This window comes from Paenibacillus sp. Y5S-9 (assembly GCF_036894235.1).
Classification (GTDB): Bacteria; Bacillota; Bacilli; order Paenibacillales; family Paenibacillaceae; genus Paenibacillus.
This window is the reverse complement of the sequence record NZ_CP145887.1, coordinates 6,002,440-6,027,597: the sequence shown is the minus strand read 5'-3', so window position 1 is coordinate 6,027,597 and position 25,158 is coordinate 6,002,440. Positions and strand designations below refer to the sequence as shown.

The window sequence follows — 25,158 nt, the reverse complement described above, 5'->3', positions numbered from 1 at the left end:
GCACGAATGTAATCAACTTCTTAAAGAAAGTCATTAAAATTAGCATCTCGAAAGTGTCAATATATCCCCAAGAAGGATGCGGATCGGGCAAAAAAGATCATTTGAACAATAAAGGAAGATGACTGAACGTGACTGGTACATCCTTCAGCTACTCACAAAATGGTATGCCAAGAAGCGTCAACGTGCTCGTATGGACGAGCTTATTACACGAAATGAAATCATTGTCCGTTCAATTCGGACTCAGAACGCGATTGTAATCTGCATGTAAATAATGAAGGACATCGGAAAGCAAATGAGGGAAAAATACATACGTACAGTTTGATGAAGAGGAGCAGAAAATATATGCTCTTTACTCTAACAGAGGTGCAGAGAAGAAGGCGTGATACAAAACTATGCCGGCTGCCATCCGTGCGGACGCTGCGGCCAGTTTCCAGCCAGGCTTTCAGAAATTGGTCAGGTAATCATGTTAAGTTATTACAAAGTGAAAGGAATCGGAACACCGGCAAAGAATATTTACAGGGAATATATACCAATTTATCCTATTTCATGGCTGAATGTCAACACCTCGATTGTTGCCAAACCATTCCCACGTTTCTTCTCCATTCACTCTTTTTAGCGAAGAATGTTAACACATTATGTTTTATAAACCAAATTTAACAATATATTGACTATATTTAACAAAAATTTTACTATACATTCTTGTAAATTTTGATATAATTCAACCTAGGTCTTATTCCCTATTATTCTAATAAATGGAATTGTAGGGTTTTTTATACCCATCCAAGCTGTGTGCGAGAGACCAGTATACTGGCTAACCAACAAGCCGGCATGCGGGGACCAACAATTGTGAAAAATGACAGCCTAGAATATGTTGCTCCATGACGTCAGAAGGTTCAGAAAGGAAGGTTCAGAAAGATGGAGCCAACCTTATCCCAATTCCGATGGAGGATGAAGTGAGTGAGCATTTTTGAAAAGCTGGAATCCAACGTAAGATCTTACTGCAGAAGCTTTCCGGTGGTATTCGACCGGGCCAAGGGAGACCTTTTATATTCTGAGGACGGAAGAGCATATATTGACTTCTTTGCAGGTGCCGGGGCACTCAATTACGGCCATAACAACGATTATATTAAAGACCGGGTTCTCGATTACTTGACCTCCGACCGGATTATGCACGGTCTGGATATGTATACAATGGCCAAGCGTGAATTCATCCAGAGCTTCTCGGAGCGAATCCTGGAGCCGAAGAAGCTGAATTACAAGCTTCAATTCTGCGGTCCAACAGGGACGAATGCGGTGGAAGCGGCCCTGAAGCTCGCACGCAAGGCGAAGAAGAGAAGTGGAATATTCGCATTCATGGGTGGATTCCACGGCATGTCGCTCGGCAGTCTGTCGGCGACAAGCTCCAAGTCCATGAGAGAAGGGGCGGGGCTTCCTCTGGACGGAGTTACGTTCATGCCGCACCCGAGCGGGGCTTTCGCAGAAATGGATACGCTCGGTTATATCGAGAATATCCTGACTGATTCGCACTCCGGAATCGACAAGCCGGCCGCGATTCTGCTTGAAACGGTACAAGCCGAAGGCGGAATTCACGTTGTCGACGCGCAGTGGCTACGCGAGCTGCAGCAGCTTTGCCGCAGACACGATATTCTGCTCATTACAGACGAGATTCAAGTAGGATGCGGCCGGACAGGCGAATTCTTCTCCTTCGAACGTGCGGGGATCGAGCCGGATCTCATTACCCTGTCGAAGTCGATCAGCGGGTACGGCCTGCCAATGTCCCTGCTGCTGCTGAAGCCCGAACTGGATATCTGGACTCCGGGCGAGCACAACGGCACCTTCCGCGGCAACCAGCTGGCTTTTGTGGCCGCGAAGGCTGCTCTCGAGTTCCGGGACAGAACCGAACTGGAAGCTCAGGTGAAACAGAAGGAAGAGTATGTGCGCTCGTTCCTTGATCAAGAAATCAAGCCTCTGCATCCGTCCATCGCCATCCGCGGACTCGGCCTGATCTGGGGCATTGACGTCTCGGGGTTCATGGATGAAGCCGGGGCGAAGCGGGTGACGGATATCAGCTTCGACAACGGGCTCATCATTGAAAGAGCTGGCAGAGGAGACTGTGTGCTGAAGATCATGCCTCCGCTGACCGTCTCGATGGAGCATCTGGCTGCCGGCTGCGACATTATCAAGTCCAGTATGCAGCAGGTGATCTCTCAGGAGACCAAGGATTTGCTAGTTACGACCTAAGCTTGGCCAAGCCGATGGCCGCCCCCGGCAAGAGGCACGAAAGTGCCTTCCGGAGGGCGTGCGGACTTGATGTTAAGGTAGCGCTTTCACCTCAGTGGAAGACTTTCTCCTCATGCTACCTGCGGTAACGTCAATCAACATGGACTTCTCCGCCAAGGACAGTCCCGTTCGTGCCATACGGAGCGTTCCTTGAGTCTCATGCAGTACCCTCGTTAAATTTAATCGTCAGGAAAAGCTCACTACCCCGCAGCCGAATCTTTACTTATCCACACCAGGGCTGTGGGGGAATAAGCAAATCGTACATAGAGTGTATCAATACCCCTTAAACATAGGCTTCGTCAAAGGCAGCTCGGGTGCCAAATCAGGAATTACGGTCGACTTCCTGCTGGACGGCCGGAACCCTGCGGCAAGCCTTACATCGACAGGAGGAACATTCCTTGTCGTTTATCCCCAAATCCAATTCCAAACCCTATGTTAAACCAAATCCCGTCTTCGGGTGGCTCGTCTGCAGCAAGCATATTGAAGCAGAGAAGTCCGAGCATCTCTTGCGTAGAACGATGCTTGTTGTTGTCCTTTACGCATGGGAGCCGAGGGGGACAGCTGCTAGGCAGAGGATTGCCGCATGCGATCAACCGGGCAATCAAAGCGGTGACTTGGCGCAAGCCATTAATATTGTTGTCAGATGTTTGAAAAGGAGATGAGCGAGGCTGGAGTGTTGCTGCGGCATATGCTCCGCCGGATTGCTTTTACCGATGAAGAGAGGGGAACGATCCAGATGGCTTTTGAAAAAGAAACGTTGTTTTGGAACGAAAAATTCGGTAGTAACGATTATACCTTGACGCGGTTGCCTTACAGCAAAGCTCCAAACTCCCTGGTGCCCAATGTGAAAACCGTTGGCGGTTCGCTTTCGGAGGAAGCGGCGCAGCGCGTCCTTCAAATGAGCAAGGGTACTCCGCTGGCCGCTTTTATGATTTTGCTCGCCGGTGTTCAGGCACTCTTGCATAAATATACAGGCGCTTCAGACATTCTGGTCGGCATGCCGGTTGTGCCGAAAAAGGGGGAGACGCGTCGATCCGTTAATCATACGGTCATTTTGAAAAACTCGCTTTCGGTGGGGGCAACTTTTAAAACGCTTCTGAGCGAACTGAGGACTTCCTTGCCGGAAGCCATTCAGCATCAACATATTCCGTTCTTGAAAATGACGGAGAAGCTGGATCTGCAATATGCAGAAGGGATACCCTTCGTCCATACGCTAGTATCCCTTAAGGAGCTGCATCTGGACGAAATTGGGCAAAACGTGGTCACGGACTGTTCCTTTGAATTCAGTTTAACCGGCGGAACGATACAGCTAGCGCTGTCATATAACGAGCATTTATATGACTCAGAGTTCATGAATCGGGTCGTCGGCCATCTGAATCGCTTGCTGTCCGTGGGGCTTCATGAGCTGGAGCTGGACATCGTGCGAGCGGACATGCTGTCGGAGGACGAAAAATATCAATTACTGCAAAGCTTTAACGATACCGAGAAGGACTATCCTCGTGATCGGACGATTCATCAGCTTGTGGAGGAGCAAGCGAAGCGTGTGCCCGAGGCGACGGCGGTTGTTTTTGAGGGGCAGCAGCTTTCATATGCAGAGCTGAACGAACGGGCGAACCGGCTGGCGCGTACGCTACGATCGTTCGGTGTTCTGCCCAATCAGTTGGTAGGCTTGATGGTCAGGAGATCGCTGGAGACGGTCATTGGCATTCTGGCGGTTCTGAAAGCTGGCGGTGCCTACGTGCCAATCGACCCGGAGTACCCGGAAGAACGTATTCGTTACATTCTGGAGAACTCGAACGCGCAGCTGCTGCTGACTCAAACAGAGCGGTTACAGCAAGTCCCGTTCGAAGGGACCGTATTGGCGCTAGATGACAAACAAGCCTATAGCGACGATGGCTCCAACCTGGAGGCGGCCAGTGGTCCAAACGATCTTGCTTATGTCATTTATACGTCAGGTACAACGGGCAAACCCAAAGGGGTTATGCTGGAGCATCGTGGTTTGGTCAGTTTGAAGCTGATGTTCGCAGACAGGCTGGGCATCACGGAGCATGACCGGATCGTTCAATTTGCCAGCTTGTCCTTCGACGCATCCTGCTGGGAAGTGTTCAAAGCACTCTATTTTGGCGCGGCTTTGTACATCCCGACGGCCGAAACAATTCTCGACACTCGTCTGTTCGAGAGTTATATGAACGAGCATGCGATTACGGCGGCGATTTTGCCTCCAACATACAGCGCTCATTTGAACCCGGACCGTCTTCCCAGCTTAACAAAGCTTGTAACCGGAGGTTCGGCGGTATCGGCCGAATTCGTGCAGCAGTGGAAAGCAAAGGTTCACTATTTCAATGCTTACGGTCCTACCGAAGCTTCGATTGTTACGACGCTTTGGGATGCGGATGAGCAGCAGCCGGAGCGCAGAGTTATTCCGATTGGGCGCCCGCTGGCTAATCATCAGATTTTTATTTTGGATGCCCACCTGCAACTTGTGCCTCCGGGAGTGGACGGCGAGCTGTGCGTGGCAGGCGTGGGGCTTGCGAGAGGTTACCTGAACCAACCGGAGCTGACGGCAGAGAAGTTCGTGGAACATCCGTTTGCGCCGGGAGAACGCCTTTACCGGACAGGAGATCTCGCCCGCTGGCTGCCGGACGGTAATATGGAGTACTTGGGCCGGATCGACCATCAGGTGAAAATCCGTGGATTCCGAATCGAGGTCGGTGAGATTGAAGAGCAGCTTCTGCAGATCAACTCGGTGCAGGAGACGATTGTGATCGCGCGGGAAGGCAAAAGCGGGCAAGAACTGTGCGCTTACCTGGTCGCGAGTCTCCCTCTTACGCTCGGCGAGCTGAGAAGCGCGCTGGCGCAAAAATTGCCGAATTACATGATTCCGGCACATTTTGTTCAGCTTCCGCGGATGCCACTTACGCCGAACGACAAAATCGATCGTAAAGCTTTACCTGCCCCGGAAGGAAACGCACTGACCGGCGGCGCGTACGTAGCTCCTCGCAATGAAGCTGAGCGAACGCTTGCTGCTGTGTGGCAGGCGGTATTGAACGCCGATCGTGTTGGGGTAACGGATCATTTCTTTGAGCTCGGCGGAGACTCGATCAAGTCCATTCAAGTATCTTCGCGGCTTCATCAAGCCGGGTACAAGCTGGAAATCCGGGATTTATTCAAATATCCGACGATTTCACAGCTCAGCCTGCATGTGAAACCGATCAGACGTACCATCGATCAAGGCGAAATAACGGGTGAAACGGCTTTGACACCGATTCAGCATTGGTTTTTCGAGAGTTCCTTTGCGGACCCACATCATTTCAACCAGTCGGTGATGTTTTACCGGAAGGAACGCTTTAATGAAGAGATAGTGTATAAGGTGCTGCAAAAGCTGGCCGAGCATCATGACGCCTTGCGCATGGTGTTCTGCAAAACGGAACAAGGGTTTAGTGCGTTAACCCGAGCGATTCAGGATGGTGGGCTGTTCACGCTGGACGTGTTCGACTTCAAAGATGCGGAGAATCCGACCCAGGTTGTGGAAGCGAAGGCAACGGAAATGCAAGCAGGCATCGATCTGGAGAACGGGCCCCTCATGAAGGCGGGACTGTTCCAGTGCGAGGACGGAGATCATTTGCTGCTCGCGGTTCACCATGCTGTGGTAGACGGCGTGTCTTGGCGCATTTTGATGGAGGATTTCGCTCTAGGTTACGAGCAGACTGGAAAAAGCGAGGAAATTCGTTTCCCGGCGAAAACAGATGCGTACCGCACTTGGTCCGAGCAGCTGGCTGCTTACGCGCAAAGTCCGGAGATAGCGAAGGAACGGGCCTATTGGCAGGCCGTGGAACAAATGGAGGTTCTAGCCGTGCCGAAGGATATGGAGGCGGACGTTACGACGCAGCATGACAGCGAATCGCTGTTTGTCCGTTTGACTCCCGAAGAAACGGAGCTGCTACTGAAGCGGGTTCACCGTGCCTACAACACCGAAATGAATGATATTTTGGTAACGGCGCTCGGAATAGCCTTACACAAATGGACGGGGTACGAACGGGTGCGGATCAATCTCGAAGGACACGGACGTGAATCAATCGGAACGGATATCGACATCACGCGTACAGTGGGCTGGTTTACGACCAAGTTTCCGGTCGTACTGGAGCCGGAAACCGACCGAGATTTGGCATATCAGATTAAACAGGTCAAGGAAAACTTGCGCCGCATTCCGAACAAGGGGCTTGGGTACGGGGTATGCCGCTATCTCTCGAAATCGGAGGATGGCTTGGTTTGTGGCGCAGAGCCGGAAATTAACTTTAACTACCTCGGTCAGTTCGACGATGATGTCAACCAAGACGAGATCGGCATATCTTCTTATTCCAGCGGCAGCCCGGCTAGCGACCGGCAGGCCCGCAGCTTTGTGCTGGATATCAACGGCATGGTGCTGGACGGCGCTTTATCGCTCGATCTCAGCTACAGCCGGAAGCAGTATCGCAAGGAAACGATGGAAGCCTTCGCTCAGGGGCTTGAGCAAAGTCTCCGAGACCTCATTACCCACTGTGCAGGTAAAGAAAACACTGAATTGACGCCGAGCGACGTGCAATTTAAAGGCTTGACCATTGCCCAATTGGAGCAAATCGCCCAGCGCTCCGGCCATCTTGGGGAAATCGAAAATATTTACTCGCTTACGCCGATGCAGAAGGGCATGTGGTTCCACAGCGCGCTTGACCGGCAAACGGCAGCTTACTTTGAGCAGACGCGGTTTACGATGCGGGGAGCGCTCGACGTCCAGCTTTTTGAGAGGAGTTGGATGGAACTTGCGAAACGTCATCTGGTGCTGCGGGCGAATTTTGTGAAAGGACCGGCGGGCGAGCCGTTGCAAATCATATACCGCGACAAGCCGGTCGGTTTTGAATATGAAGAGCTGCTTCATTTGCAGGTGGACGAGAAACAAGCTTACTTGGATAAAAAGGCCGAGGAGGACAAGCTTCGCGGCTTCGACATGGAACATGACGCGCTCGTTCGGTTCACGATCCTGCGCACCGAAGAGCAAAGCTATCATGTACTGTGGAGTTTCCAACATATTTTGATGGACGGCTGGTGCCTGGCTCAGCTGACGCAGGAGCTGTTTGAGGCATACTCGGCCTTGGCATCCGGCGAGCAGTCAGCGGGAGATAAGGGATCGGATTATGGCGCCTATATCGAATGGTTGGAGAAACAGGACGATCAGGCGGCATCAGCCTATTGGATGGGATTCCTGGCAGGTTATGAAGGGCAAACCGTACTCCCGGGACAAAAGGAACTGGCGCCCAACGGCAGATTTACGGCTGATCACGTCACCGCCGAGCTGGGCAAGGACTTGAGCGAGCGGATGGACCGGGTGGCGAAACAGCGCCTGATTACGGTCAATACACTGTTGCAAGCTATCTGGGGCGTGATGCTGCAAAAATATAATGGAACAAACGATGCCGTATTTGGCAGCGTCGTGGCCGGAAGACCGGCGGAAATCCCGGGCATTGAGTCCATGATCGGGCTGTTCATCAATACGGTGCCAGTTCGGGTCACGAGCGAAGCGGACACCGTGTTCGCCGACCTGATGGCGAAGCTTCAAGAGCGGGCGCTGGAGTCCGGGCGTTATGATTACTATCCGCTGTATGAAATTCAGGCCCGCAGCGTGCAAAAGCAGAACCTGATCAACCATATCATCGCTTTCGAGAACTATCCGGTGGACGAGCAGATGGAGCAGGCGGGGGACCAGCAGCACGGCGACCTGACGATCGCTGATGTTCAGATGGAGGAGCAGACAAACTATAACTTCAACGTCACCGTGGTGCCGGGAGACGAGATTGAAATTCGGTTCGACTTTAACGCCGAAGTGTTTGATAAAGATAGTATTGAGCGGCTCAAGGGGCATCTCGTTCATTTGCTGGAACAGGTGGCGGATAACCCGGAAATTACCGTGGGCGAGCTGGAGCTTGTGACGGAGGCGGAAAAGGCTGACCTTCTCGGACGTTTTAATGACACCACCACGGAATTTCCGCGCGGGAAAACGCTCATTCAATTGTTCGAAGAGCAGGCGGAGCGCATCCCGGATGCAGCTGCCATCTCCTTGAATGGGCAAGAGCTGACCTACCGCGAGCTGAACGAACGCGTTAACCGCCTTGCTCGTACCTTGCGTAGCCACGGGATATCCAAAGGTCGTTTGGTCGCCATTATGGCTGAGCGTTCCATCGAAATGGTGGTGGGTATGCTGGCGGCACACAAAGCCGGTTCGGCTTACGTACCGATTGACCCGGAATATCCCGAGGAGCGTATCCGTTTCTTGGTCGAGGATTCGGGTGCGCAGGTCATGCTGACGCAAAGCCGATTGCGCGAGCGCCTGGCGGGTTCGGACTCCGTGATTTTACTGGATGACGAGTCCTTCTATCACGAGGACCGCACAAATCTAAATCCGGGTAACGAAGCGACAGATCTGGCTTGCATCATCTATACGTCAGGCACGACGGGCAAGCCAAAAGGCAACCTTGTTTCACACCGCAATATCGTGCGGATCGTGCGCAATACGAATTATATCGACATCACTGAGCGGGACCATGTCCTCCAGCTTTCGAGCTATTCGTTCGACGGAGCGATTTTTGATATTTTCGGCGCTTTGACCAACGGGGCACGGCTGGTGCTGGTTCCCCACGAGACTTTGCTGGAAATCGGCCAGCTGGCGGATCTCATCCAGCGTGAGCGAATCTCGGTCATGCTGATTACGACGGCTTTCTTCAACGTCCTTGTAGATGTGAACGTCGACTGCCTGCGGGATGTCCGGGCGATTTTGTTCGGAGGAGAGCGCGTATCGGTCGGCCATGTGCGTAAAGCACTCGCTCATATCGGACCGGGCAGGCTCAACCACCTGTACGGCCCATCGGAAAGCACGGTTTATACCACGTATCTTCCAGTCGACTTTGTCGATGAGTCCGCGGTTACCGTACCCATCGGACGGCCGATCAGCAATACGACGGTGTATATCGTCGACAGCCAGAATAAACTTCTGCCGATCGGCGTGGCCGGGGAGCTTTGCGTCGGCGGAGAAGGCTTGGTACGGGGCTACAATAACCGGCCGGAGCTAACGGCGGAGAAATTTGTGGACCATCCGTTTGTGCAGGGAGAGCGCATGTACCGGACAGGGGATTTGGCGAAATGGCTACCGGACGGCACGATTGAATACGTGGGGCGGACGGATGACCAGGTGAAAGTCCGCGGCTTCCGTATTGAGCTGGGCGAGATCGAAGCTCAGCTTCAGAAAGTGGAGGGAATTCGGAAAACGACGGTATTCGCGCGGGAAAACACGTCCGGCGAGAAGCAGCTTTGCGCCTATTATGAAGCGGACCGTGATCTTCCGGCGGCTGAGCTGAAGAGCGTGCTTTCCCAGGAACTGCCGGCCTATATGATCCCGGCTTACCTGATCCAGTTGGAGCGGCTCCCGCTGACGACGAACGGCAAGGTCGACCGCCGCTCCCTCCCGGCACCTGAGGAGAGCCTGCAGCCGGGCGAAGGACGTACTCCGCCTCGGACTCCGTTGGAAGCCAGCTTGGCTGAAATATGGAAAAGCGTGCTTGGATTGGAGCACATCGGGGTTCATGACAACTTCTTTGACTTGGGCGGCCATTCCCTGCGGGCAACGACACTGGTGAGCAAGGTGCATCAGGAGTTGAACGTCGAGTTGCCTCTGCGCGACGTATTCCGCTACTCAACGATCGAAGAGATGGCTCTCGCCCTCTCCCGGATTGAAGAGCAGTTGTTCTCGTCAATTCCGCTGGCAGATGAAAGAGCGTATTATCCACTTTCCTCAGCTCAGAAACGGCTGTTTATCCTGAATCAGCTGGAAGGAGCCGATCAGAGCTACAACATGCCGGGTGTGCTGCTGCTCGAAGGATCGATTGACCATAGCCTGCTGGAGAAAGCTTTCCGCGGACTGATCAAACGTCATGAAACGCTGCGAACCGGATTTGAGATCGTACAAGGCGAAGCGGTACAGCGTATTTACGAGAGCGTTAATTTTGCCGTCGAGTGCCGTCATGCGAACGAGGAAGAAGCGTCTGCAGTCGTGCAGGCTTTTATCCGACCTTTCGACTTGGCGAAGCCACCGTTGCTGCGTGCCGAGCTCGTAGAGCTGGCAGCCGATCGTTATTTACTGATGTTTGACATGCACCATATCATCTCCGACGGGGTTTCGATGGACGTGTTTGTTGAGGAACTCGTTCGTCTGTATGGGGGTGAGTCATTAGAGCCTTTGCACATTCAGTACAAGGACTATGCGGTATGGCAGCAATCGGACGAGCAAAAAGTGCAATTGAAACGCGAGGAAGCTTACTGGCTGGACCGTTACCGGGGCGAGCTGCCGGTTCTGGAAATGCCAACGGACTATCCGCGTCCTGCTGTACAGAGCTATGAGGGACATACGCTGACGTCCTTCGTGGATGAGGCAACGAACGAAGGCTTGAAGCAGCTGGCCGCTCAAAGAGGAACGACGCTATATATGGTGTTGCTTGCCGCATATACCGTGCTTTTGCATAAATACACAGGTCAGGATGATTTGATCGTTGGCACGTCAATTGCGGGCAGAACGCACGGCGACATGCAGCCTTTGATTGGAATGTTCGTCAACACGCTGGCGATCCGCAATTATCCAGCTTCGGAGAAGACCTTCCTGTCGTATTTGGAAGAAGTGAAAGAAACGACCTTAGGCGCTTATGAGCATCAGAATTATCCGTTCGAAGAACTCGTCGATAAAGTGCAGGTTAGCCGGGATTTGAGCCGCAACCCGCTGTTTGACACGATGTTCTCCCTGCAAAACCTGGAGGAGTCAGAATTTGAGCTGGAAGGGCTGAAATTGTCCCCGTACCCTAGCGAATATGGTATGGCCAAGTTCGATCTGAGTGTGGATGTTACGGAAGAAAATGGCGGGCTGGAGTGCAACTTTGAATTCGCAACGGCTCTTTATAAAGAAAGCACGATCCGGCAGCTGTCGATTCATTTTGGACATTTGCTTGCGGCGATCGTAAGCTGTCCGAATGCAAAGATCGCTGAGCTGAACTTGTTGACGGCAGATGAAAAAGAGAAAATTCTCGGCGAGTTCCACCCGGCGCAATCGGAAGTGGCTCCTGTGGCCGCGTTCCACCGGCTGTTTGAGAAACAGGCAGAACGCACGCCGGAAGCGGAGGCCGTAGTGTATGAAAATAACCGCCTAACGTACGCGGAGCTGAACGAGCGGGCGAATCGCTTGGCGGCTACGCTGCGCGGAAGCGGCATTGGCCGGGAGGAGATTGTTGGCATTCTCGCCGAGCGTTCGGTGGACCTGCTGGTGGCCGTGATGGCCGTCTGGAAAGCAGGCGGGGCATATGTGCCGCTTGACCCGGATTATCCAGTGGACCGTGTGCGGTTCATGCTTGAAGACAGCGGAGCGAAGGTGCTACTGACGCAAACACCGCTGCGAGAGCGTGCTGAAGCCTGGCTCAGCGAAGAGGAACTGGCACTGGCGACGGTGCTGTATCTCGACGAGGAAACGTCGTACAGCGAAGACCGGGAGAATGCAACGCTTAGCTCCAGCATGGTTTCCGATCCAGTCGCCGGCAAGCTAACGGGGGCTGTGAACGGTAGAGATGAGAGCCATTCGAAGGTTGTGGGCATGGACAGCTTCCATGAAGCCCGTCCTGAGGACCTAGCGTATGTCATCTACACGTCGGGAACGACGGGCAAGCCCAAGGGTGTGATGATTGAGCACCGCAGCTTGGTGAACACGGCGGCGGGCTACCGGCGGGAATACCGGTTGGATCAGTTCCCGGTAAGGCTGTTGCAGCTCGCCAGCTTCTCGTTTGACGTGTTCGTGGGTGATATCGCACGGACGTTGTACAACGGTGGCACGATGGTCATTGTACCGAAGGACGATCGGATTGATCCGTCTCGCCTGCACCACTGGATAGAGCGGGAGCAAGTGACAATTTTTGAATCAACACCAGCGTTGATCGTGCCGTTTATGGAGTATGTGCATGAGCAGGGGTTGGAGTTAAGCGGTATGGAGCTGTTGATCACAAGCTCGGACAGCTGCGGCGTGGCAGATTACCGGACCTTGCAGGAACGGTTTGGCCCGTTGTTCCGCATCATTAACGCCTACGGCGTGACGGAGGCGTCAATTGACTCCAGTTTCTATGACGAGGAGTTGGCGAAGCTGCCGCAGACAGGCCATGTGCCGATTGGCAAAGCGTGGTTGAATGCGAAGTTCTACATCGTGGATGCACATCTGAACCCTGTGCCAGTCGGCGTGCTGGGTGAACTGGTTATCGGCGGAGTCGGCGTGGCGCGCGGGTACTTGAACCGTCCAGAGCTGACGGAAGAGAAGTTTGTAGACAGCCCGTTTGTCGCGGGCGAACGGCTGTACCGCACGGGAGACTTGGCGCGATGGATGGAAGACGGCAACGTGGACTTCATCGGGCGGATCGATAACCAGGCAAAAATCCGGGGTTACCGGATTGAGACGGGTGAGATCGAGTCGCAGCTGCTGCGGGTGGAAGGTGTGCGCGAAGCGGTGGTGCTGGTTCGAAGTGATGCGAACGGACAGAAGGCGCTGTGTGCATATTACACGCCGGAGACCGGTGCGGAGCTGTTGGTGAACGATCTGCGCAATGCGCTGGCACAGGAGTTACCGGGTTACATGATCCCGTCGTACTTCGTGGAACTGGAGCGTCTGCCGCTGACACCGAACGGCAAAATAGACCGGAAGGCGCTGCCAGCGCCGGAAGGAGAAGCGGGAAGCGGAACGCAGTACGTCGCACCACGCAATGAGCTGGAAATGAAGCTGGCGGTGATTTGGCAGGAAGTGCTGGGGCTTACGAAGGAGATTGGTGTTCACGACAACTTCTTCGACATCGGTGGCCACTCCCTGCGCGCGACAACGTTGGTCAGCAAGATTCATAAAGAGTTGAACGTGGATCTGCCGCTGCGCGACGTGTTCCGCCATTCCACGATCGAGAGCATGGCGGCCGTCATTTACCGGCTGGATGAGCAGACATTCGTTGCCATTCCGGTGGCGGATGACCGAGAGGTGTACCCGCAATCTTTTGCTCAAAAACGTCTTTTTATCCTGAACCAGCTGGAAGGTGCGGAGCTTGGCTACAACATGCCGGAAGCGATGCTGCTGAAGGGTGCTTTGGACCGGGCAAGGTTTGAAGAAACGTTCCGTAAGCTCGTGGAGCGGCATGAAATGTTGCGCACCGGGTTTGAAATGGTGGATGGCGAAGCATCACAGCGGGTTTACCAGGATGTGAATTTTGCGGTGGAGTTCTATCAAGCGGATGAGCAAGAGGTCGAAGCGGTGGTTCACGGTTTCGTCCGTCCGTTTGACTTGGCTAAGCCACCGCTGTTGAGGGTAGGCCTTGTTGAGCTGGCTCCGGAACGCCATATTCTGATGTACGACATGCATCATATTATTTCTGACGGCGTTTCGATGGAAATCTTTGTTGAAGAATTCGTGCGCTTGTATGGTGGAGAGCAATTGGAGCCGCTGCGCATTCAGTACAAAGACTACACCGTTTGGCAGCATTCGCAGGAGCAGCAGGAACGGCTTCAGCATCAGGGGGCGTATTGGCTGGACATGTTCCAGGGCGAGCTTCCAGTGCTGGAAATGCCGACCGACTATCCACGTCCGGCTGTACAGAGCTATGAGGGCCAAACGATGGAGTTTTTCTTCGACGCTTCAAAAACCGACGGCCTGAAACGGTTGGCTTCGGAAACGGGCACGACGCTGTTTATGGTGCTGCTTGCGGCGTATAACGTGCTTTTGCACAAATATTCAGGTCAGGAAGACGTGATCGTTGGTACGCCAATTGCCGGAAGGAATCATGGAGATGTGCAGCCGTTGATCGGGATTTTCCTAAACACGCTGGCGATTCGCAGTTATCCGTCTTCGGAAAAAACATTCCTGTCATATCTGAACGAAGTCAAAGAAACAACTCTGCATGCCTTTGAGCATCAGAACTATCCGTTTGAACAATTGGTGGACAAGGTGCAAGTCACCCGTGATTTAAGCCGTAATCCGCTCTTCGATACGATGTTTACGATGCAAAATACGGAGAACGAGCAATTTGAGCTGGAAGGGCTTCGCCTGATTCCTTACCCGAGCGTACTGGATACTGCGAAGTTTGATATCAGCTTGGATGTGGGCGAGGAGAACGGTGGGTTGGATTACAGCTTCGAATATGCGACGGCTCTTTACAAAAGGGAGACGATTGAACGGCTGGCAAAACATTATGAGCAGCTGCTCGTGACAATTGTAAACCGTCCAGATGCGAAGATTGCCGAGCTGAACTTGCTGACGGCAGAGGAAAAAGAACAAGTTCTCGGTGCGTTTAATCTAGCGCAGCTAGAACCGGCTCCTGTGGCGGCGTTCCACCAGCTGTTCGAGGAACAGGCGGAACGCACACCGGAAGCGGAAGCTGTCGTGTACGAGAATAACCGCCTAACGTATGTGGAGCTGAACGAGCGAGCGAACCGCTTGGCGGCTACGCTGCGCACAAGCGGCATCGGCCGGGAGTCAATCGTTGGCATTCTCGCCGAGCGTTCGGTGGACTTGCTGGTGGCTGTACTGGCCGTATGGAAAGCGGGCGGGGCCTATGTACCGCTCGACCCGGAATATCCAGTAGACCGGGTGCGGTTTATGCTCGAAGACAGCGGAGCGAAGGTACTGCTGACACAAACGCCGCTGAGAGAGCGTGCCGAAGCCTGGCTCGGCGAAGAGGAACTGGCACTGGCGGCGGTATTGTATCTCGATGACGAAACGTCATACAGCGAAGACCGAGCGAATGCACCAATGGACTTCGGACAAGGCTCCAACAGTGCTTCCGATCGAGTCTCCGGCGAGCTGACGGGTGCTGTGAACAGCGATGATCCGAGTCATCTGAAGGTTGCTGGCTTGGCTAGCTTCCATGAAGCCCGTCCGGAGGACTTGGCGTACGTGATCTATACGTCGGGAACGACAGGCAAGCCGAAGGGTGTAATGATTGAGCACCGCAGCCTGGTGAACACGGCGGCGGGTTACCGACGGGAATATCGATTGGATCAGTTCCCGGTAAGGCTGTTGCAACTCGCTAGCTTCTCGTTTGACGTGTTCGTGGGTGATATCGCGCGGACGCTGTATAACGGAGGCACGATGGTGATTGTGCCTAAGGAGGACCGGATTGATCCGTCTCGTCTGCACCACTGGATGGAGCGGGAGCGGATCACCATCTTTGAATCGACGCCGGCACTGATCGTACCGTTTATGGAATATGTGCACGAACAGGGGCTGGATATAAGCGGGATGGAGCTGTTGATCACAAGCTCGGATAGTTGCAGCGTGGCGGATTACCGGACCTTGCAGGAACGTTTCGGCTCGTTGTTCCGCATCATTAACGCCTACGGCGTGACGGAGGCGTCAATTGACTCCAGTTTCTATGACGAGGAGTTGGCGAAGCTGCCGCAGACAGGCCATGTGCCGATTGGCAAAGCGTGGTTGAATGCGAAGTTCTACATCGTGGATGCACATCTGAACCCGGTGCCAGTCGGCGTGCTGGGTGAACTGGTTATCGGCGGAGTCGGCGTGGCGCGCGGGTACTTGAACCGTCCAGAGCTGACGGAAGAGAAGTTTGTAGACAGCCCTTTCACCACGGGTGAGCGGTTGTATCGCACGGGAGACTTGGCGCGGTGGATGGAAGACGGCAACGTGGACTTCATCGGGCGGATCGATAACCAGGCAAAAATCCGGGGTTACCGGATTGAGACGGGTGAGATCGAGTCGCAGCTGCTGCGGGTGGAAGGCGTGCGTGAAGCGGTAGTGCTGGTTCGAAGTGATACGAACGGTCAGAAGGCGCTGTGTGCGTATTACACACCGGATACCAGTGCGGAGCTGTTGGTGAACGATCTGCGCAGTGCGCTGGCACAGGATCTGCCGGGTTACATGATCCCGTCGTACTTCGTGGAGCTGGAGCGCTTGCCTCTGACGCCGAACGGAAAGATGGACCGGAAGGCGCTGCCAGCGCCGGAAGGGGAAGCGGGAAGTGGAACGAAGTATGTCGCACCGCGCAATGAGCTGGAAATGAAGCTGGCGGTGATTTGGCAGGAGGTGCTGGGACTTGTGAAGGAGATTGGCGTTTACGACAACTTCTTCGACATCGGCGGCCACTCCCTGCGAGCGACGACACTAGCGGGCAAGGTATTTAAGGAACTAAACGTCAACCTCCCGCTGCGCGACGTATTCCGTCACTCCACGATTGCGGCGATGGCCGATGCGATTGCCCGGATGGAACGGCGGGAGCATGAGGCCATTCCTCAAGCGGAAGAGAGAGAGTACTACCCTCTGTCCTCCGCGCAGAAACGGCTGTTTATTCAGCACACGCTGGATGGAGCGGATCAACTTTACAACATGCCGGAACTGGTGCAGGTGGAAGGCAGGTTTGATTTAGACCGGTTGGAAGCCGCATTGCGGAAACTGATAACACGGCATGAATCGCTGCGCACCGGTTTTGAAATGGTGAAGGGCGAAGCGGTTCAGCGGATTTACCCGCAGGTCGATTTTGCTATTGAGCATCATCAAGCGGATACAGAGGATGCAGCTCAAGTTGAGCAGATCGTCCGCAACTTCGTTCGTCCGTTTGATCTCGGCAATCCGCCGCTGCTGCGCGCCGGAGTCGTCGAACTGGAGCCGAACCGGTATATTCTCCTTTTCGATATGCACCATATTGTGTCGGACGGCGTATCGATGGCGATTGTGATGGATGAGTTCTCGAGTTTATACGCCGGGGAAGAACTGCCGCCACTACGCATTCAATATAAGGATTATGCCGTTTGGCAGCAGTCGGAGGCCCACCGAGAGCGGATCGGAAGGCAGGAAGCGTACTGGCTGCAAACCTTTGAAGGCGAGCTGCCGACGGGGGATCTGCCGATGGACTACGAACGTTCTACAGTTCGCAACTATGAAGGCGCGCATCTGGAGTTCGATGTCGAAGCTTCTCTCTCTGCGCGGCTGCGTGAGTTGGCGGCCGAGCGTGGAAGCACGCTGTACATGGTGTTGCTTGCGGCATATACCGTGATGCTGTCCAAGTACAGCGGGCAGGAAGACTTAATCGTGGGCACCCCGGTGGCGGGAAGAACTAACGCCGATTTGGAGCCGGTCATCGGCATGTTTGTTAATACACTGGCGCTCCGCAATCGTCCGTCAGTCGAAAAAACGTTCTTGTCCTACCTTGATGAAGTCAAGGAAACGGCTTTGGGAGCTTTTGAGAATCAGGATTATCCATTCGAGGAGCTCGTGGAGCGTTTGAATGTGAAGCGGGAGCCTGGCCGCTTTCCACTGTTTGATGCCGTTTTCGACTTGCAAAATATCGAAGAACGAGACGCCGAACTGGAAGGGGTCAGCCTGAAGAATTACGAGCTTGACCAACTGGAAGAAGCGAAGTTTGATCTGACGTTGTTTATGTATGAAAACGAAGGGGCGCTGAGCGGGGGCTTTTTCTACGCCACCAAACTGTTCAAAGAAACGATGATCCGCACCTTAACCGAAGATTACCTGCGGGTACTTTCTCAAATTGCGGAAAATCCACAACTTGAGCTAAGCCGGATTGAATGTCATAAACCGGCGGCAGGCGCAAAGAGTGCCGTCGATACGATCGAATTCGCGTTTTAATATTACAAGCGCGCTCCGCCGTCAAGCGAAAGTGGTGCGCATCCCAGGAAGACGTCGAACAACTTGCAAGTCCGTAAATCAAGCCCGTAAACGCGCAGGCCGAAAGCAAGTTTTATCGGACCTGCGCCGGGGCATGCGGTCACTTCATTTTTAGGGGAGGTACGAATGAAATCTTTATTTGAAAAGGAAGAACGGTACTGGAGCAGCAAGTTTGACGACGAAGACAGCCTGAGCTTCCTTCCCTATAGTCAATCCTCCAAATTATCTGCGGGCGGCGAAGCTGCGGCAGAGCCGGCTTTGCTTCACCGTACCCTGCCGAGTGAGCTCTCGGAGAGAATTATTCGCCTCGCCAATGGTTCGGATCTGGCTTTGTACATGATTGTTTTGGCAGGAGTAAAGAGCCTGCTGTTCAAATATACTGGGCAGGATCAAGTACTGGTCGGCATGCCTTCTTATAGCGCGGACCAGGACGTGACTCAGCCTCCGCATGACATCCTGGTTATCAAAACGTCCGTAAGCAGCCAGACTACGCTGAAAACGCTGCTCGGGGGCATCAAAGCTTCCATCGGCGAGGCGCTGGAGCATCAGCATCTGCCTTTTCGGAAAATGGTGGAGCCGCTCCATCTGGACTATACAGGGGAAGGTCTTCCAGTGGTCAACACCGTCGCATCCTTCGCCCCGATTCATCCTGAACCGTTGGGTAACCGGGTGGCGGCCGATACGGATTTTCGATTCAACCGCCAAAATGATTCTATCGAGCTAGAAATAAGCTTTGACGGGAATCGATACGAGCAGGCATTTATGGAACAGGCGGCCGACCACCTTGTTCGGCTTCTGTCCGTGCTTGTATTTCAGCCGGATCTGGAGCTTGGACAAGCCGATGTGCTTTCCCCGGACGAGAGGGAGACGTTGCTGAATCGATTTAATGATAACGATACCGGGTTCGAGCGGGGGAAAACGATTCACGGTTTGTTTGAAGAACAGGCGGAGCTTTACCCGGACAACGTGGCCGTTGTCATGTACGAACGGCAGTTGACCTACCGCGAGCTGAACGAGCGATCCAACCGTCTCGCGCGCAGGCTGAGGGAGACGGGAGTTGAAGCGGACCAGCTGGTAGCGATTCTGGCTGAACGCTCACTCGATATGGTTGTCGGCATACTGGGGATTCTCAAAGCGGGCGGAGCCTATGTGCCTGTTGATCCCGACTACCCGGAGGAGCGCATCCGTTTCATGATCGAGGATTCGGGTGCACCGTTATTACTGATTCAAAAGCATTTGCATGAGAAGATCGACTTCGCAGGAACGCGCCTTGAAATAAATGATTTCGTTTGGGGCCACAGCGGGGCGGACTCGGAAGGTGCGCTGGACGCTTCCAATCTGGAGCCAATTTCCGGGTCGGGCAACCTGGCATATGTCATCTACACATCGGGAACGACTGGCAAACCCAAAGGCACGTTGATCGAGCATAAAAACGTCGTGCGCCTTTTGTTCAACGACAAGAACCTGTTCGACTTTGGGCCGTCCGACACGTGGACGTTATTCCATTCGTTCTGCTTCGATTTTTCCGTCTGGGAGATGTACGGAGCGCTTCTGAATGGAGGAAAGCTGGTCATTGTACCGCCGCTTACGGCGAAAAATCCGACCGAGTTTCTGGCGCTGCTGGGCCGCGAACAGGTCACGATTTTGAACCAAACGCCAACGTACTTCTACCAGCTGCTGCGTAAGGTCTTGGCGGATCATCCATACGATCTGCGGATTCGCAACGTCATTTTCGGCGGCGAAGCGCTCAGTCCGCTTTTGCTCAAGGGCTTCAAGACGAAGTACCCGCAGACAAAGCTGATCAATATGTACGGTATTACCGAAACGACGGTTCACGTGACGTATAAGGAAATCACATGGATCGAGATGGAGGCGGCGAAGAGTAATATCGGCAAGCCGATCCCAACGCTGAGGGTATACGTCCTGGATGAAAACCGCCGCCCTGTGCCGATTGGCGTAGCGGGCGAAATGTACGTGGCCGGGGAAGGGCTCGCGAGAGGATACCTGAACCGTCCGGATCTGACAGCGGAGAAGTTCGTTGATTCCCCGTTTGCGGAGGGGGAAAAACTGTATCGCTCAGGCGACTTGGCGACCTGGCTACCGGACGGCAACATCGAATACCTGGGCCGGATCGACCACCAGGTCAAAGTTCGCGGGTACCGGATCGAGCTGGACGAAATCGAGACGCAGCTTCTGAACGCACAGGGCGTGGAAGAAGCGGTGGTACTCGCCCGGGACGACGCAAACGGCCATAAGCAACTTGTTGCTTATTACGTTGCGGAAACAAAGCTGGCGGCGAATGAACTCAAGGAGCAGCTCGCCCAGCAGCTTCCGGGGTATATGATTCCTGCGCATCTTGTGCAGCTTTCGCAGATGCCGCTGACCGCGAACGGAAAAATCGACCGCAAAGCGCTGCCGCTACCGGAGGAAGCTGCGGCTGGAGGAGTGGAATATGTTGCGCCTAGAACACTACTAGAGATGAAGATCTCCCGTGTCTGGCAGGATACACTTGGCATTCCACAGGTTGGCGTAAAGGATAACTTTTTTGAGCTGGGCGGCAATTCCTTAAGTCTGATGAGGCTCGTTCAAGCCGTTTACGATGAAACGGGCATTGAGATACCTCTGAATCGCCAATTCCATAGTGTAACCGTTGAAGCTATGGCTTTTGGAGAGGAGGATCTGGGTCTGGATAAAGGGGGAGACTCCTTCATTAAGCTGAATAAAACAGGGGATCTGAACGTGTTCTGCTTCCCTCCAGGCAGCGGCTTCGGCATCGGTTACCGAGAGCTTGCAAGCAGGCTAGACGGCCGGTTCGTGCTTTACGGCATTGATTTTATTGACGATGTCATCGATTACGAGGCCATGCTGAACCGTTATGTGGATGAGATTGTTCGCATCCAGCCGGAAGGACCTTACGTGCTGCTCGGTTACTGCTTCGGAGGCAACCTGACGTTCGAGGTAGCCAAAACGATGGAAAGAAGAGGGTATTCCGTAACGGACGTGCTCATGGTGGACTCGTGGATTAAGGACACACTCACACCTTATGAAACGTCTGAGAAAGAGCTTGAAGAAATGCTTGCGGATTTCGACGAAGAAGAGAAGGAATTAATGAGCAATCCGCTCGTGCGGGAGCGTGTTCATCGGAAGATCAAAGCCACCTTGACGTACGAAGCGCAGCTTATTAATTCAGGCACGATAACTGCCCGGGTTTACGAACTGATTGCGAAGGACAGCGAAGCATTCCGCCTGGAGCACCAGTTGCCGTCTTGGCAGAGGGCAACGACGCAAGCTTACGCCGATTACCGGCTGGAGGGCGCACACGAGGAATTACTGGAACTCGCGCGTGTGGACGAAACGGCCGTTGTCATCCGTGACATCTTAGTGCAAATCAAGCGGCAGATCAAAGCGGAGGCCGGGGTCCTGCATGGGAGCTGATCGGCAGACGTCTGTTCAAGAACAAGGCACAGCGGCGCCTTCCAAGCGCCGAACCGCTTATGCCACCTGGAAAGCGTTCCGCTGGCTGATGTCCTATGTAAGCCGTCACAAAGGCTGGATGATCGTCGGTATCCTGTCCGCAATTGCCGCCGCGGTTATTGAGATATGGACGGGACGTTTGGTCGAGCAGCTGACCACACAGGCCGAGAATGGGGCGGGGCCAATCGTTCTGCAGATCGTATACACGGTCTTTGTGGTCATCTTGATCGGTGTGCCGGCGAAGTTTTTCATGAGCTTTGGTGTGGAGCGAAGCAGTGCCTCTGCGGTGCAGGATATCCGCAACCATGTCATGCGTCATATCGGCAAACTCCCGGTCCCCTATTTGGAAAAGCAGCACTCCGGCGACGTATTGTCGCGGATCAACAACGATCTGCAGCTCATCCAGCAATTTATGATTCGGGACCTCGCCCAGTGGTTCTATCATCCGCTATTGTTTATCGGCTGTTTCGCTTATTTGATGTATCTCCAATGGGAGCTGATGCTGTACAGCCTGTTGTTATTTCCCGTGGCACTGCTGGTTTCCCAATGGATCGGCAAGCAGTTGGAACAGTTGACGGAGGAAGCCCAGGCAAACATGGGCCGAATGAACATCAACCTCCAGGATACGCTTGGGGGGATGCCTATTGTAAAAAGCTATCTACTATCTGGTATGTTATCTCGCTCCTACCAAGTGTTGCTGCAACTGACGGCTCAAAAAAAGCTGGCCGTGAAAAAGCGGGAAGCCTGGGTTAACCCGCTGCTTTCTACGCTGATGATCAGCCCGATCATTTTCGCCGTCAGTTACGGTAGCTATTTGATCTATAACGGGCAGCTAGGCGCGGGAGAACTAATCGCCTTCCTGTACTTGCTTAATCTGTGTCTGGAGCCGCTGGAGCATATTCCCGAGCTCATCACGCGCACGTTCGAAATGACCGGTGCCCTGAGAAGGGTCTCCGAAATCGTCGAGCAGCCGACCGAAACGGAGAATGGCCGTTTGCTTCCAAAAGCGAGCGCCGCTCCCATCCATTTTCAGAACGTAACCTTCGGGTATGAAGAGAGTTCTCCGATTCTGCGGAATGTTAGTTTCTCGGTGCCGGAAGGCAAGACGATTGCACTTGTCGGAGCGAGCGGCGGAGGGAAGAGCACGGTGTTTAAGCTGGTATGCGGCTTTTATCCACTTCCGGAGGATCAGGGCGAGATCCGCGTGTTCGGAAGCCTGATCCACGGCGCTAATCCAGAGCAGCTTCGGTCGCATTTTTCCGTGGTAACCCAAGATTCATATTTGTTTAGCGGTACGATCGCCGAAAATATCGGCTACGGGCGGGAAGAAGCGTCGATGGACGAGATTATCGAAGCCGCCAAAGCCGCTCAGGCTCATTCTTTCATTATGCAGCTTGAGGGTGGCTACCAGACGTATGTCGGAGAGCGCGGAGGCTTTTTGTCCGGTGGGCAACGACAGCGCATTGCAATGGCCCGGGCTTTTCTGAAGGATGCTCCCGTACTGCTGCTGGACGAGCCTACATCGGCTCTTGATCCGGAGTCGGAAAGCGCGGTTCAGGAAGCGCTGGGCGTATTGATGAAGCAGAGAACGACCATGGTTATTGCCCACCGGCTTTCTACGGTACAAAATGCCGATGAAATCTGGGTTATGGAACAAGGAAATATTATCGAAAAGGGCACTCATGAACAATTGCTCGAGAGGAAGGGAATGTACGCCCAGTCGTACTACCAGGAATTTACCGAGTCTGCCGAATGCAGGGAGGTGTCGTACACATGAAAAAAGGCGGAAGGCTATCGCAAGTGAAAGAACTCGGCTACTTGCTGACGTTTATGAACCGCAAGCGTAAAACCCAGTACGCGATTGGCCTTGCTGTAACGGCGCTCACCCAGACATTGTTTCTGATCGCCTTCAGCTTGGTCGTACATAACTTGGTTGATTTCGCCGTGTCCCGAGATACGTCCCTGATGGTGGAAGCTTTTATTATTTTGGGCGCGGCTCTGTTTCTGGAAAATATAATTTCTCCCTGGTTCATTTACTTATACCAGCGAAGTGTCGAGCTGACTGTGCTGAATATCCGCAAACGTCTTTATGACAAGCTGTGCCGGGTGCGGCCGAGATTCCTGGAGCAGACGCACCATGGTGACTTGCTGTCGCGGGTGAACAACGACGTAACGACCGTTGAGTTTACATTCTCGCAGGTTTACTTCGTTTTGTTGCTTCAAGTTGTCTTTTGCATCGGCTCCATTGTCTCCATGGTGGTGATCGATTGGCGGTTTGCCGGCGTATCCTTCGTCGTTCTGCTGCTGTCCTCTCTGGTCAGCCTGAAATTTGCACGGGATATCCGCGCTTTGTCTGAACAAGGCTTGCAAACGCTCGGTAAAATGACTGAAAAATTCAAAGATTTTATGGGCGGCATTCAAATTGTGAAGCTGTTCCGCATCCGCACGATTTACGGCCAGTACGAGGCGTTGAACGAACAAATGACGCAAACGCTTCGGCAAACGGCGAAGAAGAACGGTATGCAGGCTGCGGTGAACCATTTTATCAGCTACGTCACGTTCTGCGGCATCATCGTCATCGGCAGTCTTCTTTATGCCTACGGATTGATGGGGATGGGAAGCGTCGCCGCTCTGGCAGTTTTACAAGTGAATCTGACGCACGCCTTGTTGAACTTGGGGACGGTTCTGTCGATGACCCAAAATTCGCTCGCGGGCGCTCACCGGATTCAAGAGGTACTAAGCGAAGAAGAGGAACCGGAGCGTCTGGGATCTTCCCGTAGCGAGCTTGTATCGGAGGCTGCGGTGGAGTTTCGCGATGTGGAATTTTCCTATCAGGCGGATAAAAAGGTACTTGTCAACATGTCCATGCAGGTGTTTCCTGGTCAGGTCGCTGCGATCGTGGGAGCCAGCGGCAGCGGCAAAAGTACACTGATCAAGTTGCTGCTCGGCTTTTATCCTGTGGATAGCGGTGATATCCTGCTCCAGGGCAAACCGTTCGGCCATTACACGCTGGACGAAATCCGCAGGCAGATTGCATACGTTCCGCAGGAGCCGTTTTTGTTTACCGGCACGATTGAGGAAAACATCCGTTATGGCAACCCGGATGCAACGGATGAAGAAGTGGTTGAAGCGGCCAAAGCGGCGTACGCTCACCATTTCATTCAGGAACTTCCTGAACAGTATAAAACGCCGGTGGGAGAGAGGGGAGCGTCGTTGTCAGGCGGACAAAGGCAGCGAATTGCGATCGCCCGGGCGATTCTTAAAAACGCCCCGATTCTCCTGCTGGACGAAGCAACTTCTGCATTGGATAACGAATCCCAGCATTGGGTACAGCAAGCTCTGAACGTATTGATGAAGGGGCGCACCACCATTCTGATTGCGCATCGTCTCAGCACGGTGGAACATGCAGATTTGATTACGGTCATGAATCAAGGAACGGTCGTCGAACGGGGCCGCCATCAGGACCTGCTGGCGCTCGGAGGTTATTACGCTCGGCTGTACGGATAGACCCGCTTTACGACGGGCGGCTTCCTGTTGCTATCTGTATAAATTGAACTATTCATTTACATAAAAACGGAGAGGACAGAAAAAACCTGAAAAAGCGTAGCGCTCGCCTTTATCACCGGATTTTCCCTTTTAAAAAGGGATGCGAAAAAATCTGGGGATAACAGCGATTGGAAGGT

General features: G+C 53.6%; 5 protein-coding genes. All 5 read left to right on the top strand.

The window, feature by feature from the left end:
- The first annotated feature begins 957 nt into the window (after positions 1-957).
- The 5 genes from ectB to V6669_RS26465 all read left to right on the top strand — a co-directional run bounded on the left by ectB (position 958) and on the right by V6669_RS26465 (position 24,982).
- A complete protein-coding gene (gene ectB / locus V6669_RS26485; RefSeq protein ID WP_338588634.1) occupies positions 958-2,241 on the top strand; it encodes a diaminobutyrate--2-oxoglutarate transaminase in 1,284 nt (427 codons plus the stop codon).
- A 682-nt stretch (positions 2,242-2,923) separates the two neighbouring features.
- Entirely contained in the window at positions 2,924-17,962 is a 15,039-nt protein-coding gene (locus V6669_RS26480) for an amino acid adenylation domain-containing protein (RefSeq protein ID WP_338588633.1), read from the top strand.
- 165 nt (positions 17,963-18,127) lie between these two features.
- Positions 18,128-21,436, top strand: coding sequence for an amino acid adenylation domain-containing protein (locus V6669_RS26475; protein WP_338588632.1), 3,309 nt, complete (start codon positions 18,128-18,130; stop codon positions 21,434-21,436).
- Positions 21,426-23,252 (top strand): ABC transporter ATP-binding protein, encoded by a 1,827-nt coding sequence (locus V6669_RS26470; RefSeq protein WP_338588631.1) that lies wholly within the window; start codon positions 21,426-21,428, stop codon positions 23,250-23,252. The genes V6669_RS26475 and V6669_RS26470 overlap by 11 nt, the downstream gene beginning before the upstream one ends.
- On the top strand, positions 23,249-24,982 hold the full coding sequence (locus tag V6669_RS26465) for an ABC transporter ATP-binding protein (RefSeq protein WP_338588630.1): 1,734 nt from the start codon (positions 23,249-23,251) through the stop codon (positions 24,980-24,982). The genes V6669_RS26470 and V6669_RS26465 overlap by 4 nt, the downstream gene beginning before the upstream one ends.
- Positions 24,983-25,158 lie beyond the last annotated feature (176 nt).

Bases quoted from the DNA above. Each gene is read 5' to 3' on its own strand.
- V6669_RS26480 (WP_338588633.1), top strand. From the start codon at position 2,924: ATGTTTGAAAAGGAGATGAGCGAGGCTGGAGTGTTGCTGCGGCATATG.
- V6669_RS26475 (WP_338588632.1), top strand. From the start codon at position 18,128: ATGAAATCTTTATTTGAAAAGGAAGAACGGTACTGGAGCAGCAAGTTT.
- V6669_RS26470 (WP_338588631.1), top strand. From the start codon at position 21,426: ATGGGAGCTGATCGGCAGACGTCTGTTCAAGAACAAGGCACAGCGGCG.
- V6669_RS26465 (WP_338588630.1), top strand. From the start codon at position 23,249: ATGAAAAAAGGCGGAAGGCTATCGCAAGTGAAAGAACTCGGCTACTTG.